Source organism: Sediminibacterium goheungense (genome assembly GCF_004361915.1).
Taxonomy (GTDB): Bacteria; Bacteroidota; Bacteroidia; order Chitinophagales; family Chitinophagaceae; genus Sediminibacterium; species Sediminibacterium goheungense.
The window spans coordinates 389029-403389 of record NZ_SNWP01000011.1 but is presented as its reverse complement, the minus strand read 5'-3'; the positions used below and the strand labels follow the sequence as shown (position 1 = coordinate 403389).

Here is a 14361-nt window from a genome sequence, read left to right as displayed (position 1 = left end):
TAAGGGTGGGGCAAGATACAAAGTTTACAAATAAGCTGTATCTGTCAAGAAATCAAATCCAGACTATCCGATTAGCAATTAACTTTATCTTGTAAAATAGAACTATGTATTCTTCCGACTTAACACGTCAGCTTCAGGTACTCACATCTGAATTATTAATTACAACCCAGCAGTCTGACTTTCCTGTTTCTGCCGATCATATTAACAAATTAAAGCAGATCTTACAATTTCATGAATACCGATATTATGTATTAAATGACCCACTGATTGCAGATCAGGAATATGATCTTTTGTATAAAATGCTGGAGAAAGCAGAACAAAATCATCCTGAACTGATTACTGCCGATTCACCTACACAGCGTGTAGGAAACAGCCTCAACAGCCAGTTTACAACAGTAAGCCACCTCGTACCCATGCTGAGTCTGGATAATAGCTATAATGCAGAAGACCTGATTGATTTTGACCGAAAGGCAAGGGAATTAACCGGATTGGAAGAAATTGAATATTGTATCGAACCAAAATTTGATGGTGCCAGTATTTCTTTAATTTATGAGAATGATCAACTGGTACGTGCCGCCACCAGGGGCGATGGAGTTGAGGGTGAAGAAATAACTGCCAATATCAGACAAATCCGTTCAATCCCCTTATCTGCCAACTTTTCATCCGCAGGTATTCAGCAGGTTGAGATCAGAGGTGAAGTAATTATGAGTAAAGACTCCTTTACCAATTACAACAAATTACTCGCAGCAAGAAATCTTTCACCGCTTGCTAACCCACGTAACGCAGCATCAGGAAGCTTACGAATGAAAGACCCTAAAGATGTAGGCGAAAGAGGACTGGACGCTTTTTTGTATCATATCAGTTTCTTTACAAAAATTAATGATCATCAGGAAGCTAATAAGTATGAAGAACTGATGGAAACACATAGTGGTAATCTTTCATTATTATGGCAACTGGGATTTCGCTCACCTGAAAAGGAAAAAAGAGTAGTAAAAGGTATCCAGGGCGTAATTGATTATTGCCAGTCTTTTGAAGCCGGCAGAGATGATCTTCCCTATGAAATTGATGGAATGGTAGTAAAGGTTAATAATCTTCATTTACAGGAACAAATGGGGATGACCTCGCACCACCCTCGCTGGGCAATTGCATTTAAGTTTAAAGCCAGGCAGGCAACTACCAAATTACGTAGTGTAGAATTTCAGGTGGGCAGAACGGGTGCCATAACACCCGTTGCAAAACTTGACCCTGTTTATCTGGGCGGTGTGACCGTAAGTAGTATCTCCATTCACAATGAAGATTATATCAGAGAAAAAGATCTTAAAATCGGGGATACCGTTTTAATAGAAAGAGCTGGTGATGTAATTCCCCAGATTGTAAAATCGCAAGATGCACTCAGAAATGGGACTGAGGAAGCCATTATTTTTCCAAAGCAATGCCCCGTCTGTAACAGTGAGTTGTTTAAAGAAGAAGGCGAAGCAGTATGGCGCTGTATCAATATTGAATGTGAAGCACAGGTAGTAGAGAAAATTATTCATTTTGTAAGCAAAGACGCCATGGACATAAAAAGCTTTGGCGAAGCCAATGTCAGAAAATTTTATGACATGAAGCTACTAAAGGATATTCCGGGTATTTATACACTTGACTTTGAAAAAATTGGACAGCTCGAAGGGTTTGGTAAAAAGAGTCTTGACAACTTACAAACTGCCATTGAAGCTTCAAAACAACAACCATTACATCGTCTCGTATATGGGCTAGGAATACGTTTTGTTGGCGAAACCACGGCTAAAACACTTGCGAATGCAGTAGAGCATTTACTAGACTTTACTCAAAAAACAGAAGAGGAATTACAGAAACTCGAAGATGTAGGTACCAAAGTGGCAAAAAGTATTCATCACTTTTTTAGCAATGAACAGAATGTTGAAATGCTAAAAATACTCGAAGAACTCGGACTTGAATTAAGGAATAAAAAGAAAGAAAAGCCAGTCAGTGGTAGTTTACAGGGACAAACCTTTTTATTTACAGGTACCCTTAGCCAAATGAAAAGAAGTGAAGCAGAAGCATTGGCAGAACAACATGGCGGTCAGATTGTTAGTGGCGTTAGTAATAAGCTGAATTATCTCGTTGTAGGAGAAGACGCAGGTAGTAAACTGGAAAAAGCAAAAAAAATCAATACTATTAAAATCATTACAGAAGCTGATTTTCTGGAATTGATTGCAACACAATAAAACTATGTTACAAAACAGCACGCTTAAATTTTTACGAGATCTTAAAAAGAATAACCATAAAACATGGTTTGATTCCAATAGAAAAGCCTTTGAGGCAGCTAAAGCCGATTATGCCACACTGGTGAATGAAGTCATTAAGGGATTGGGCAAAAAAGATCCCTTCATTGCACCACTTACTGCAAAAGAATGTGTTTTCCGGATTAACCGGGATGTTCGCTTCAGCAAGAATAAAGACCCCTATAAAACCAATATGGGTATGTACCTGAGCAGGGATGGTAAAAAATCACTTTTCTCAGGATATTATTTCCATCTGGAACCAGGTGGAAAAAGCTTTGCCGCCGGTGGATTATGGATGCCTGAAGCAGATGTAATTAAGAAAGTGAGACAGGAAATTGATTATAACTGGAATGAGTTTAGCAAGATAATCCAAAACAAAAAATTCGTTTCAGTATATACAACCCTCCAACGGGAAGAGGGAATGGTATTAAGCCGGGAACCAAAGGGGTATGAAAAGGACAATCCGGCCATTGAATACATTAAACTAAAAAGTTGGGTTGCCACTACAACTTTTACCGACGCACAACTTACATCCAACACATTGGCTAAAGATATTGTAGCTGCATTTGAAACTTTGCAACCATTGATCCTATTCTTGAACAGGGCAATAGAAGAATAAAAATAAAGCCACAGATTCACAGATTTCATTCATTACTCCGTGAATCTGTGGCTAAAAAACTACAACAATCCCTTCGCTGATAAATATTCAGCTATCTGCACAGCATTGGTGGCGGCACCTTTACGCAGATTATCGCTCACAATCCACATATTCAATGTGTTATCTTGTGTTTCATCTCTACGCAAACGGCCTACAAACACTTCATCTTTTTCATGGGCCCATAATGGCATTGGGTATTGCTGGTTGGCAATATCATCCTGTACAATGACACCTGGTGCTGCCGCTAAAATATTTCTTACTTCTGTGAGATCAAAGTCGTTTGCAAATTCAATGTTTACGCTTTCACTATGTCCGCCTATTACAGGAATACGCACTGTAGTAGCTGTTACACGAATACTATCATCCTGCATAATTTTTTTGGTCTCATTCACCATCTTCATTTCTTCTTTGGTGTAGCCATTATCCAGGAACACATCTATCTGAGGAATCACGTTCAGATCGATCTGGTACTTATAAGCCATCTCCCCTTCCACACCTTTTCTTTCATTAAACAATTGATCTACCGCTTTTTTTCCGGTACCTGTTACACTTTGATAAGTGCTTACGACCACTCTTTTAATACCGTAACGTTTGTGCAAAGGCTGTAGTGCCACTACCATTTGAATGGTAGAACAATTCGGGTTGGCGATAATAAAATCATCTTGGGTAAGTACTTCTGCATTTACTTCAGGAACCACCAGTTTTTTTGTGGGATCCATTCTCCAGGCCGAAGAATTATCGATAACGCGAATACCAGCTTCCGCAAATTTTGGGGCCCATTCGAGTGAGGTACTACCACCTGCAGAGAAAATAGCAACAGCAGGTTTGGCTGCAATACCATCTGCCATGCTCACGATCTTGTACTGTTTTCCTTTAAAGCTTACTTCCTTACCTACTGATCTTTCTGAAGCTACCGGAACAAGTTCCGTAATAGGAAAATTACGCTCTGCGAGCACTTCCAACATTTTGGTACCTACCAGACCCGTGGCACCTACAACTGCTACTTTCATGGTTTTCGTTTGTTTTGTTTTTTGATGTTTTATTCAGTTATGGTTGTTGTTACTAACAAAAAGGCCCTCCGTTTCGGGAAGGCCTCTGAGTATATTCTTGATCATACACAAACGTTCAGGCACTTCCCGGTCAGAGAGGTTTCTTGGTACGTTTTGTATGTTTCATTATCATCATTACGTTGCGAAAATAGACGCGTTTTATTTTGCAGCCAAAAGATTTTTACTGACAACCGTTAGTTGTGGCTTATGGTTAATGGTAGATAGCGTATGGTAGAGACCTTACTATAAGCTATAAGCCATCAGCCATCTGCTATCCCACCAGATCAATATCAAAGTTCACCAGTTGTACAAACTCATCAATCCGGTTGGCTATATCTTCCTTGCTGATTTCTCTTAACCGCTGTGTTCCGAATTTCTCTACGCAATAAGATGCCATGGCGCTACCTACAATGATGGCCGTTTTCATGTTTTCGAAAGAAATATCTTTCGTGCGGGCAATATGTCCGATAAATCCTCCGGCAAACGTGTCGCCAGCACCGGTTGGGTCGAATACTTCTTCCAATGGCAAAGCCGGTGCAAAAAACACTTTATTCTCATGGAAAAGTAATGCACCATGTTCCCCTTTTTTAATAATCAGGTATTTAGGTCCCATTTTCATAATGGCTGCTGCTGCTTTCACGAGTGAATATTCGCCACTTAACTGGCGCGCTTCACTATCGTTTACCATCAGCAGGTCAACCATGCCCAATGTTTTTTTCAACTCATCCATCATGATTTCCATCCAGAAATTCATGGTATCCATTACAATGAGTTTGGGACGCGTCTTTAATTGCTCAATTACACTGCGTTGAACGGCTGGCACCAGATTGCCCAACATCAGGAACTCACAGTCCTGAAAGCTTTCAGGAACAACAGGTTCAAAATTCTCCAATACGTTTAACTGCGTTTCCAGTGTATCACGCGAATTCATATCCATATGATAACGACCACTCCAGAAGAAAGTCTTTTCTTCTTTTTTGATCTGCACACCGGCCAGGTCAACACCACGGGCTGTTAACTGATCCAGTTCTTCCTGCGGGAAATCGCCACCCACTACTGAGATTTGCTTTACGGGTGTAAAATTTGAAGCGCACCAGGCAATATAGGTACCAGCACCGCCAATGATTTTATCACTTTTTCCAAACGGTGTTTCAATGGCATCAAAAGCCATAGAACCGACAACGACTAAAGACATAAATTATTTTTTGTTATCGGGGTGCGAAACTAGCGTATTTAAAGGGCAAATGCTAGTTTAAAGGAACTTATTTACCTGTGTTGAAGCGTTTGGGAACATGCAGGACCAAAAACTAACAAAAAATAATATATAAAATCATTTTTTGGCTAACACGCGTTAGCGATTTATCTTCGTAGCATGGCTAGAATCAAGACTGATAAAAACATTTCACGGAAAGATGTGATTGTTACCAAAGCTGCCTCCCTTTTCAGGGAAAAGGGTTTTAAAGCGGCCAGTATGCGTGACCTGGCAGAAGCCGTAGGCGTAGAAGCTGCCAGCCTGTACAATCATATTAAATCGAAAACAGAATTGCTGCATGAACTATGCTTCAGTGTGGCCAATCGCTTTCTTCAGAAAATTGATGAAGTAGAAGCAGAAAAAATTCCTGCGATTGAAAAAATCGAGAAATTACTCCGCTTTCATATCAATGAAATGATTCATCATTACGAAGAAGTATATGTAAGCGATCGTGAGTGGAAACACCTGGCTGATCCCTATCTGTCTAATTTCCAGAACCAGCGCCGTATTTATCGCAAGCGCTTTGCCGCTATCATTGAATCCGGTATACGTAATCATGAAGTTAAAAAAATTGATGCCCCAACTGCCGTACTGATTATGTTACATGCCATTAGTGGTATTGAAAGCTGGCATAGATCCACACAAAAAATAAGCGCTGCTGAACTCGAGGAAAATATGGTGACCATTTTAGTAGGTGGTTTAACACAATAAGGAAATAATGGTATGTCAATACATTTTGAGCAACTACAGGTTAAAGAAGTAAGAAAAGAAACAGAGGATTGCGTTTCAATAGCATTTGAAATACCACAGGCATTACAGGAGCAGTTTCGTTTTATACAAGGACAATATATTACTGTTCGCACCACACTTCATGGCGAAGAAGTGCGTCGCTCCTATTCCATCTGCAGCAGCCCATTGGATCATGAGCTACGCGTAGCTGTAAAGAAAGTACCAAATGGACTTTTTTCAACTTATGCCAATGAGCAATTGAAAGCAGGAGATCGGTTAGATGTAATGCCACCCATGGGTAAATTTTTCAGCCCGCTTAATAGCCATCAGAAAAAAAACTATGTGGGCTTTGCTGCCGGCAGTGGTATTACACCCTTATTATCCATCATCAAAACAACTTTATTAACCGAACCACATAGCAGTTTTACATTGGTATATGGTAATCGCAACCGTCATTCAATTATTTTCAGGGAAGCACTCGAAGCACTGAAGAATAAATTTATGGACCGGTTCAGGTTAATACATATTTTATCAAGAGAGACTACTGATACTGTATTAAATGCAGGCAGGATAGATAACGATAAGTGTTATTCGCTGTTTGAAAAAACCATTGACCTCTCTATTGCTGATGAATTCTTTTTATGTGGTCCGGAAGAAATGATTTTTGCTGTGAAGGGTGTATTGGAAGAAAAAGGTATCGATCAGAAGAAAATACATTTTGAACTATTTACTACACCCGGACAAGAACAAAAAAACAGGTCGGTACAAGCAATCGAAAATGATGAACAATCCCAAAGCAGGATTACAGTAAAACTCGATGGCATCAGTTTCGATTTTGATCTTGCCAGAAACGGTGTCGCCATTCTGGATGCAGCATTGAAGCAGGGTGCTGATTTGCCTTATGCCTGTAAAGGAGGTGTATGCTGTACCTGCAGGGCCAAACTCATAGAAGGAGCAGTTGATATGGAAGTGAATTATGGTCTGGAGCCCGAAGAAATTGAACAGGGTTTTATTCTCACCTGCCAGTCGCACCCGCGCTCTGAAAAAGTAGTGGTAGATTTTGATATCAAATAATATTCCTTGCACCCGACTTAAATCCTGTGCAAGGAATAGAAGTGTTTCCCTTTTACTTCAGCAATACAGGCCCAATGATCTTCTGCCAGATAGCATATCCTTTTGCATTCATATGCAGGTTGTCTTTGATAAAGAGTTCCGGATTTACATTGCCATCAGATAATAACATGGCATCATGCACATTTACATACTTTGTTTTTCGCTGGGTTCGTAAATAAGCTTTGATCAGTTGATTTGCTTTGACAAAGTCATTTTCCATCTTCCACCTGCTGGGACTGGGTTTTATGGACACAAAGACAACAGGAACTTTTCCCAGTTTTTTACGTATGGTAGTGAATAAAGTTTTAAAGCGTAACAGAACCGTGTCGGGTGTTATTCTGTTTTTATCCCATGCATCTGCTATATCATTTTCACCGCAGTAAATTATGATTTGTTTGGGCTTATAAGGAATGATAACCTCATCGGCATACCTGATCAAATCTAATAAAGTAGAACCACCGAAACCACGGTTCATAATCGGGTATGCCGGAAAATAATCTTTGATGTCTTTCCAGAAAGTAAAAGATGAGCTGCCCACAAATAATAGTTGCCTTGAAGCAGGCTTAGATAAGCTATCTGTTTTTAAAAATGCATCTATTTCTTTTCGGAAAGGAGGGGCAGCCTGTGAAAAACCAGCTGCTGTAATAATGACCAATAATGGTAAGAGTAACACCTTTTTCATGACCGAAAGATAAAGACCTGTTCATAAGATATAAGCGCGTTACGCAAAAAACATCCACAAAAACTAACAAAACATTTAAAATTATAAATAAAGAATACTAACATTTGTTAGCGAAATCATTTCTTTTTGTATTTTTACAATTCAAATTCTGGGTATGGAAAAAGATATGGAACAAATGTTTCAGGAGAGGATTGATAAAGAGATCCGTATTGAACCTAAAGATTGGATGCCTGAGAAATACAGGCAGACACTGATTCGTCAGATCAGTCAGCATGCACACAGTGAAATCATTGGTATGTTACCGGAAGGTAATTGGATTACCCGTGCTCCCAACCTGAGAAGAAAAGCCATTTTACTGGCGAAGGTACAGGATGAAGCAGGTCATGGCCTATACCTGTATTCAGCTGCGGAAACCCTGGGTATCAGCCGCGATGAAATGTATGAACAGCTGCACAGTGGCAAAGCAAAATATTCTTCCATTTTTAACTACCCAACACTAAGCTGGGCCGATATGGGTGCCATTGGCTGGTTGGTGGATGGTGCTGCGATTATGAATCAGGTACCTCTTTGCAGAACCAGTTACGGACCTTATGCAAGAGCTATGGTACGTGTATGTAAAGAGGAAAGTTTTCATCAGCGTCAGGGTTTTGAAATATTACTTACACTTAGCCGCGGTACAGAAGCGCAACGTCGTATGGCACAGGATGCCATCAACCGCTGGTGGTGGCCAAGTATTATGATGTTTGGTCCGAAAGACGATGAAAGTCCGAACACCATTCAAAGTATGAAATGGAAAATTAAACGATTTACCAATGATGAACTTAGGCAGAAATTTGTAGACATCTGTGCAGAACAGATTAAAATACTTAATCTCACCATTCCCGATCCTGACTTAAAGTGGAACGAAACCACCGGGCATTATGATTTTGGTCCCATCAACTGGGATGAGTTTTGGCAGGTGATAGCGGGTAATGGTCCGTGTAATAAGCAAAGACTGGATGCACGAAAAAAAGCATGGGAAGATGGTGCATGGGTAAGAGAAGCTGCCAGTGCACATGCCAGAAAACGTGCTGAACGTCTGGCGCAAAAAAGAGCGTGAATAGTGAATGGTGAATGGAATAGGTTTTACTTTTAAAAGCTATTTCTAAAAAGTGTATTTGAGATAAATTTTAGTTTGAAATCCGGAACTTATCATGAAACAATACATCAACAAATATTATTACGGTGATTACGGCGAAGGCAAAAATGGTGCAGCTGACATTTCCACTTCTGGCAAAACACAGCATGAATGGCCATTGTGGGAAGTCTTTATACGCAGTAAACAAGGGTTGGATCACAAACATGTTGGAAGCCTGCATGCGGTTGATGCGCAGATGGCCATCGAAAATGCCCGTGATGTATATACCAGAAGAATGGAAGGCATTAGTATATGGGTAGTAGAAAGTAAACATATACATGCCAGCAACCCCGATGATGCAGATGCCTTGTATGACCCTGCTAATGATAAAGCATACCGCCACCCTACTTTTTACGATTTACCAGACGAGTTAACACATATTTAAGACCCAGTGAAGAGCATGAATACATCGTTGATTAATTATACGCTACACCTTGCAGATACTGCATTGGTTATGGGTCATCGCAACAGCGAATGGTGTGGACATGGACCTGTTCTTGAACAGGATATTGCCATTTCAAATATTGCCCTTGACTTTATAGGTCAGGCCAGAAATTTTTATCAGTATGCTGCCAGTCTCAGTGGCAATGGTGCAACAGAAGATACACTTGCCTACCTGAGAGATGTACAGGATTTTAAAAACCTACTGATCACTGAAATACCTAATGGTGATTGGGCACAAACCACTTTGCGCCAGTTTTTAGTTAGTAGCTATCAATATTATTTGTATCAGCAACTGCAGTATTCAACCGACGAGCAGCTGGCAGCGATTGCTGCAAAGTCGTTAAAAGAAGTAACCTATCATGTAAGATGGAGCAGTGAATGGGTTATTCGACTGGGTGATGGTACAGAAGAAAGTCATCAAAGACTTTTGAAAGCAGTTGATGAAATATGGAACTTCACGGGTGAAATGTTTGTACCTGCTGCCTATGAGCAGGAACTCAATACAAATAAAACAGGTGTTGATGTATTGGCCATACAACCACTATGGCTACATAAAGTGCAGGAAGTATTTGCAGAAGCTACCATAAGTATTCCTGCCAAAAGCTTTATACAACAAGGCGGCAAAACAGGTATTCATACAGAATACCTTGGTTATATACTTGCCGAAATGCAGTTTCTGCAGAGGGCTTATCCTGGCGCTGAATGGTAATAAACTGATGACAATCTTAACTGACCATATCAAAGAAGTAAAGCACAAAATCTGGTCGTTGCTGGAAACGGTAAACGATCCGGAAGTTCCTGTATTATCAGTTATAGATCTGGGCATTATCAGAGATGTACAAATTGAGCAGTCCGGAGCAACTGGTTATAAACCCATCATTTCCATCACCCCCACTTATAGTGGCTGTCCGGCCATGGATGTAATCAGCATGCAGATACGAATGGTTTTACTGGAAGCAGGCTTTACGACTATTGAAATAAAGCAAGTACTATCGCCAGCCTGGACAACCGAATGGATGAGTGCAGAAGGAAAAGACAAACTGAAAGCTTATGGTATTGCACCTCCACAATATAAGCAGGCAGTGTGTACACCAGATGCTTTTCAGGCTGAAGAAGCTATTCAATGTCCGCAGTGCAATTCCTGGAACACAACAATGGTTTCACAATTTGGAAGTACCGCCTGTAAGGCATTGTATAAATGTGAGGATTGCAAAGAGCCTTTCGATTATTTTAAATGTCATTGATCTTCCCTTCAATAAATCCCGGCTTTACCACCGAGAAGGTTGTAAATTTGAATAAACCCATAACCATGTCTAGTATAGTTTTTCATATAGAAGAAGGCATTGCCTATCTCACACTAAACCGCCCGGATAAATTGAATTCGTTTAACAGGGAAATGGCTTTATTACTTCAATCGAAATTAGACGAATGTGCTTCTCTTCATGAAGTGAGAGCTGTATATATCACGGGAGCCGGAAAAGGTTTTTGTGCCGGACAGGATCTGGCAGAAGTCGTTGATCCTAATGGCCCGGGCATGCAACGCATCCTGAGTGAACACTATAATCCCATTATTACCAGATTGCGTAATATGCCCAAACCTGTGATTGCTGCCGTAAATGGTGTGGCTGCAGGTGCAGGAGCCAATATTGCATTGGCTTGTGACATTGTTGTAGCAACAAAATCATCCTCTTTCATCCAGGCTTTTTCTAAAATAGGATTGATACCGGATAGCGGTGGCACTTTTATTTTACCACGACTGATTGGTTTTCAAAAAGCAAGTGCATTGATGATGCTGGGTGATAAAATAACCGCTGAAGAAGCAGAACGACTGAGTATGATTTATAAGGTTTATGAAGACGAAGACTTTATGGCATCCGCAAAAAAAATAGCAGCAACCATCGCTCAAATGCCGACCAAAGCATTGGCCTACATTAAACATGCGCTAAATCATTCCATTACTAATGATCTGGAAGAACAGCTGTCACTTGAAGATGATTACCAGCAGAAAGCAGCTGCTACAGAAGATTTTAAAGAAGGCGTAGAGGCATTTTTGGAAAAGAGAAATCCCTTATTCAAAGGCAAATAAAATAGTATGAACAGTCCCCAACAGGTAGTAGCGCATATGATGGAACATGACCGGTTTTCGCAATGGCTGGGCATCGAAGTGCTTGAGATTCAGGAAGGCTATAGCCGGATTCAGATGACTGTTCGCCCCGAAATGGTAAACGGTTTTGGAATTGTACATGGTGGTATTGCCTTTTCGCTGGCAGACAGTGCCTTTGCATTTGCGTGTAATAACCGAAATAACCTTTCTGTAGCACTCGACACTTCCATTAATTTCACCAAAGCCATACAGGTGGGAAATGTATTAACTGCCGAAGCCAAAGAAATTCATAATGGCAGAAGTACAGGTTTATACCATATCGCAATCAGTAATCAGGATCATGAGCAGGTAGCCCACTTTAAAGGTACCTGCTTCAGAACCGGCAAAACCCTGCTATGATCTATCAGTTCAAAGAACATATTCCCGTTATACATGAAACTGCTTTTATACACCCACAGGCGGTAGTTACGGGTAATGTGATTATTGGTAAACATGTGTATGTTGGCCCAGGAGCTGCGATTCGTGGCGACTGGGGACAGATTATTATTGAAAATGGATGCAATGTGCAGGAAAACTGTACCATTCATATGTTTCCGGGTATAACGGTACGTTTACATGAAGCAGCTCATATTGGTCATGGTGCCATTATACACGGTGCCACCATCGGCAGAAACTGTTTGGTAGGTATGAACAGTGTTATTATGGACAATGTTGTACTGGGCGATGAGTGTATTGTTGGAGCCTTGAGTATGATTAAGGCAGATGAAATATTTGAACCAAGAAGCCTGATTGTAGGGAATCCTGCAAAAAAAATAAAAGAGGTAAGTGATGAAATGATCAGCTGGAAAACAAAGGGTACCGAACTCTACCAGCAATTACCGACCGAAATGCATACTTACTGGAAAGCGTGTGAACCATTACGCATTTTGCCTGACACAACTTCATCAACGGAAGAAAACAGTCAGACGCTTTATAAAACCTGGAACACAACCCGTAAATCCTGATACCGCTTATATTTTCGTACTTTTGTATTCCACCAAAGTTTTGATTGAACCGTGTCTGAGAAAAATAACTTCATTGATTATATCCGCATCTTCTGCCGTAGTGGACATGGTGGTGCCGGCGCCAAGCATTTTATGCGTAATAAGCTAACTGCCAAAGGTGGCCCTGATGGTGGTGATGGTGGTCGTGGCGGACATATTATTCTGCGCGGCAATTCGCAGATGTGGACCTTATTACACCTGCGTTATTTTAAAAATGTACTGGCAGAGAACGGAGAAGGTGGCAGCAAGAATAACTGTACCGGTCACGATGGAAAAGATATTGTACTCGAAGTACCTCTTGGTACCGTTGCCCGTGACGAAGAAACCGGTAAGATAGAAGCCGAAATACTGGAAGACGGTCAGGAAATTATATGGATGAAAGGTGGTCGTGGTGGTTTGGGTAACAGCAATTTTGCAACCCCTACCAATCAGGTGCCTGAACATGCCCAACCTGGCGAACCCGGCGTGGAGGGTTGGAAAAATATTGAATTAAAAGTATTGGCCGATGTGGGTCTGGTAGGTTTTCCAAATGCAGGAAAGTCGACTTTGCTATCAGTGATTACTGCCGCTAAGCCCAAAATTGCCAATTATGCATTCACTACCCTGACGCCTCAGTTGGGTATGGTTGCCTATCGGGATTCAAAATCATTCTGTATTGCCGATTTACCCGGTATTATTGAAGGTGCAGCAGAAGGGAAAGGCCTGGGTCATCGTTTTCTGAGACATATTGAACGAAATGCAGTTTTATTGTTCCTGATTCCGGCCGATAGTGCAGATCATAGAAAAGAGTTTGAGATTCTTAGAAATGAGCTGGAGCAATATAATCCTGAGATGCTGCAAAAAGATTTCATCATTGCCATCAGTAAAAGTGATATGCTGGATGATGAACTGAAAGAAGCCATCAGTAAGGAGCTTCCCAAAGGCATTCCGCACCTTTTTATTTCGTCTGTAACCCAGACCGGATTAACGGCTTTAAAAGACCTGTTATGGGAGACATTGAATAAGCCCGTAGCCGGAAACTAACACACGTTAAGATATCCAATTTATTTATATGTTAACACCGTTCACCCAAAATTCATTTTTTGGGAGGGTTACCTTTTATATCTTGCAGGTATAAAGGATGTACGAAACAAATTTTGAACGTACATACCGGATTTTTTATAAATCCATACTTCTTCGCTTCTGCCGGCTCGCTTTTACGAAACTTTTACTTGCACTACGGAAATTCTTCTGCGCACAGGAGAAGGGCATCATTTTATTTAAAAGTTTAAAAGAAACAACATGAAAAAGCAATCTGTACAAGCCATCGTAAAAGGAATCATCCTGAGTGGCATTTTAACCGCCGGTACATTTATTCAGGCCAACGCTAATAATTCCGGTGAAGCTGTAGCTGCAAAAGCGTCTGCAGAATTTAAATACGCTGGTTCTTCAAAAGATCAGGCTTCCTTCAACATCAAATTCAATAACCCAAGTGGTGAAAAATTTACGCTGCTGGTATTGGATGCGAAAGGTGATCTGTTCTTTAAAGAAAGCTATGCGCAAAAAGATTTCACAAAAAGATTTGTACTGTCTAAAGAAGATGCCGAAAAATTAACTTTCCGCATCCAGACTGGTAAACAAAGTTTTGATCAGGACATCAACCTGTTCCTCAGCGAAACTGAAGCCAGAAAAGCTGGTTGCCAGCAATAATACTACTTCGATACCTATCTAAGAGCAAATGCTCTTAGATAGGTATCTGACCTCTATACGATCCTTGCTTGATTGAATTGCTACGTTTTTGCTTTACGAAATATTCATTGCGATACGAAAACCTGTACCTACTACAGGC

16 protein-coding genes are annotated in these 14361 nt (G+C 40.7%); 13 read left to right on the top strand and 3 right to left on the bottom strand.

Annotated features, from left to right (window positions below):
* Positions 1–104: 104 nt before the first annotated feature.
* Both ligA and BC659_RS09365 read left to right on the top strand, forming a co-directional pair.
* Complete coding sequence (gene ligA / locus BC659_RS09370; protein ID WP_133474491.1) at positions 105–2225, top strand: NAD-dependent DNA ligase LigA; 2121 nt, start codon at positions 105–107, stop codon at positions 2223–2225.
* A gap of 4 nt (positions 2226–2229) precedes the next feature.
* Positions 2230–2901, top strand: coding sequence for a DUF2461 domain-containing protein (locus BC659_RS09365; protein ID WP_133474489.1), 672 nt, complete (start codon positions 2230–2232; stop codon positions 2899–2901).
* A gap of 59 nt (positions 2902–2960) precedes the next feature.
* On the opposite strand, the gene BC659_RS09360 is transcribed toward BC659_RS09365, so the two are convergent.
* Complete coding sequence (locus BC659_RS09360) at positions 2961–3950, bottom strand: aspartate-semialdehyde dehydrogenase (protein WP_133474487.1); 990 nt, start codon at positions 3948–3950, stop codon at positions 2961–2963.
* A gap of 310 nt (positions 3951–4260) precedes the next feature.
* Complete coding sequence (locus BC659_RS09355; RefSeq protein WP_133474485.1) at positions 4261–5184, bottom strand: PfkB family carbohydrate kinase; 924 nt, start codon at positions 5182–5184, stop codon at positions 4261–4263.
* 177 nt (positions 5185–5361) lie between these two features.
* On the opposite strand from BC659_RS09355, the gene BC659_RS09350 reads away from it, so the two are divergent.
* Positions 5362–5952: a TetR/AcrR family transcriptional regulator gene (locus tag BC659_RS09350; RefSeq protein ID WP_133474483.1), complete on the top strand. Its 591-nt coding sequence runs from the start codon at positions 5362–5364 to the stop codon at positions 5950–5952.
* Positions 5953–5964: 12 nt separating this feature from the next.
* Complete coding sequence (gene paaE, locus BC659_RS09345) at positions 5965–7044, top strand: 1,2-phenylacetyl-CoA epoxidase subunit PaaE (RefSeq protein ID WP_133474481.1); 1080 nt, start codon at positions 5965–5967, stop codon at positions 7042–7044.
* A gap of 52 nt (positions 7045–7096) precedes the next feature.
* Here paaE and BC659_RS09340 read toward each other — a convergent pair whose 3' ends face one another.
* The gene (locus BC659_RS09340; protein WP_133474480.1) at positions 7097–7765 is read right to left on the bottom strand and encodes a GDSL-type esterase/lipase family protein; all 669 of its coding nucleotides are present in this window, start codon (positions 7763–7765) and stop codon (positions 7097–7099) included.
* 154 nt (positions 7766–7919) lie between these two features.
* Between BC659_RS09340 and paaA the strand changes: the two genes are divergently transcribed.
* The 9 genes from paaA (at position 7920) to BC659_RS09295 (ending at position 14222) form a co-directional block, all read left to right on the top strand.
* The gene (paaA, locus tag BC659_RS09335; RefSeq protein WP_133474478.1) at positions 7920–8864 is read left to right on the top strand and encodes a 1,2-phenylacetyl-CoA epoxidase subunit PaaA; all 945 of its coding nucleotides are present in this window, start codon (positions 7920–7922) and stop codon (positions 8862–8864) included.
* 94 nt (positions 8865–8958) lie between these two features.
* Complete coding sequence (gene paaB / locus BC659_RS09330) at positions 8959–9327, top strand: 1,2-phenylacetyl-CoA epoxidase subunit PaaB (protein ID WP_133474476.1); 369 nt, start codon at positions 8959–8961, stop codon at positions 9325–9327.
* Positions 9328–9342: 15 nt separating this feature from the next.
* Positions 9343–10095, top strand: a complete 753-nt coding sequence (paaC, locus tag BC659_RS09325) for a 1,2-phenylacetyl-CoA epoxidase subunit PaaC (protein WP_133474474.1) — start codon at positions 9343–9345, stop codon at positions 10093–10095.
* Between the two features lie 7 nt (positions 10096–10102).
* Positions 10103–10630, top strand: a complete 528-nt coding sequence (paaD, locus tag BC659_RS09320; RefSeq protein WP_211340762.1) for a 1,2-phenylacetyl-CoA epoxidase subunit PaaD — start codon at positions 10103–10105, stop codon at positions 10628–10630.
* Between the two features lie 65 nt (positions 10631–10695).
* Positions 10696–11472: an enoyl-CoA hydratase-related protein gene (locus tag BC659_RS09315; protein ID WP_133474472.1), complete on the top strand. Its 777-nt coding sequence runs from the start codon at positions 10696–10698 to the stop codon at positions 11470–11472.
* A gap of 6 nt (positions 11473–11478) precedes the next feature.
* Positions 11479–11889 (top strand): hydroxyphenylacetyl-CoA thioesterase PaaI, encoded by a 411-nt coding sequence (paaI, locus tag BC659_RS09310; RefSeq protein ID WP_133474470.1) that lies wholly within the window; start codon positions 11479–11481, stop codon positions 11887–11889.
* Positions 11886–12494 carry an acyltransferase gene (locus BC659_RS09305; RefSeq protein WP_133474468.1) on the top strand — a complete coding sequence of 203 codons (609 nt, stop codon included), beginning with the start codon at positions 11886–11888 and terminating at the stop codon, positions 12492–12494. The genes paaI and BC659_RS09305 overlap by 4 nt, the downstream gene beginning before the upstream one ends.
* A 51-nt stretch (positions 12495–12545) precedes the next feature.
* On the top strand, positions 12546–13556 hold the full coding sequence (gene obgE / locus BC659_RS09300) for a GTPase ObgE (RefSeq protein ID WP_133474466.1): 1011 nt from the start codon (positions 12546–12548) through the stop codon (positions 13554–13556).
* 258 nt (positions 13557–13814) lie between these two features.
* On the top strand, positions 13815–14222 hold the full coding sequence (locus BC659_RS09295) for a hypothetical protein (protein WP_133474464.1): 408 nt from the start codon (positions 13815–13817) through the stop codon (positions 14220–14222).
* The last annotated feature ends 139 nt before the right edge of the window (positions 14223–14361 follow it).

What these genes read in the sequence shown, in the direction of transcription:
- paaB (WP_133474476.1), top strand. Translation starts at nt 8,959, where the DNA reads ATGAAACAATACATCAACAAATATTATTACGGTGATTACGGCGAAGGC.
- BC659_RS09355 (WP_133474485.1), bottom strand. Translation starts at nt 5,184, where the DNA reads ATGTCTTTAGTCGTTGTCGGTTCTATGGCTTTTGATGCCATTGAAACA.
- BC659_RS09315 (WP_133474472.1), top strand. Translation starts at nt 10,696, where the DNA reads ATGTCTAGTATAGTTTTTCATATAGAAGAAGGCATTGCCTATCTCACA.
- paaD (WP_211340762.1), top strand. Translation starts at nt 10,103, where the DNA reads ATGACAATCTTAACTGACCATATCAAAGAAGTAAAGCACAAAATCTGG.
- BC659_RS09340 (WP_133474480.1), bottom strand. Translation starts at nt 7,765, where the DNA reads ATGAAAAAGGTGTTACTCTTACCATTATTGGTCATTATTACAGCAGCT.
- BC659_RS09295 (WP_133474464.1), top strand. Translation starts at nt 13,815, where the DNA reads ATGAAAAAGCAATCTGTACAAGCCATCGTAAAAGGAATCATCCTGAGT.
- BC659_RS09350 (WP_133474483.1), top strand. Translation starts at nt 5,362, where the DNA reads ATGGCTAGAATCAAGACTGATAAAAACATTTCACGGAAAGATGTGATT.
- BC659_RS09365 (WP_133474489.1), top strand. Translation starts at nt 2,230, where the DNA reads ATGTTACAAAACAGCACGCTTAAATTTTTACGAGATCTTAAAAAGAAT.
- paaE (WP_133474481.1), top strand. Translation starts at nt 5,965, where the DNA reads ATGTCAATACATTTTGAGCAACTACAGGTTAAAGAAGTAAGAAAAGAA.
- paaA (WP_133474478.1), top strand. Translation starts at nt 7,920, where the DNA reads ATGGAAAAAGATATGGAACAAATGTTTCAGGAGAGGATTGATAAAGAG.
- BC659_RS09305 (WP_133474468.1), top strand. Translation starts at nt 11,886, where the DNA reads ATGATCTATCAGTTCAAAGAACATATTCCCGTTATACATGAAACTGCT.
- paaC (WP_133474474.1), top strand. Translation starts at nt 9,343, where the DNA reads ATGAATACATCGTTGATTAATTATACGCTACACCTTGCAGATACTGCA.
- paaI (WP_133474470.1), top strand. Translation starts at nt 11,479, where the DNA reads ATGAACAGTCCCCAACAGGTAGTAGCGCATATGATGGAACATGACCGG.
- ligA (WP_133474491.1), top strand. Translation starts at nt 105, where the DNA reads ATGTATTCTTCCGACTTAACACGTCAGCTTCAGGTACTCACATCTGAA.
- BC659_RS09360 (WP_133474487.1), bottom strand. Translation starts at nt 3,950, where the DNA reads ATGAAAGTAGCAGTTGTAGGTGCCACGGGTCTGGTAGGTACCAAAATG.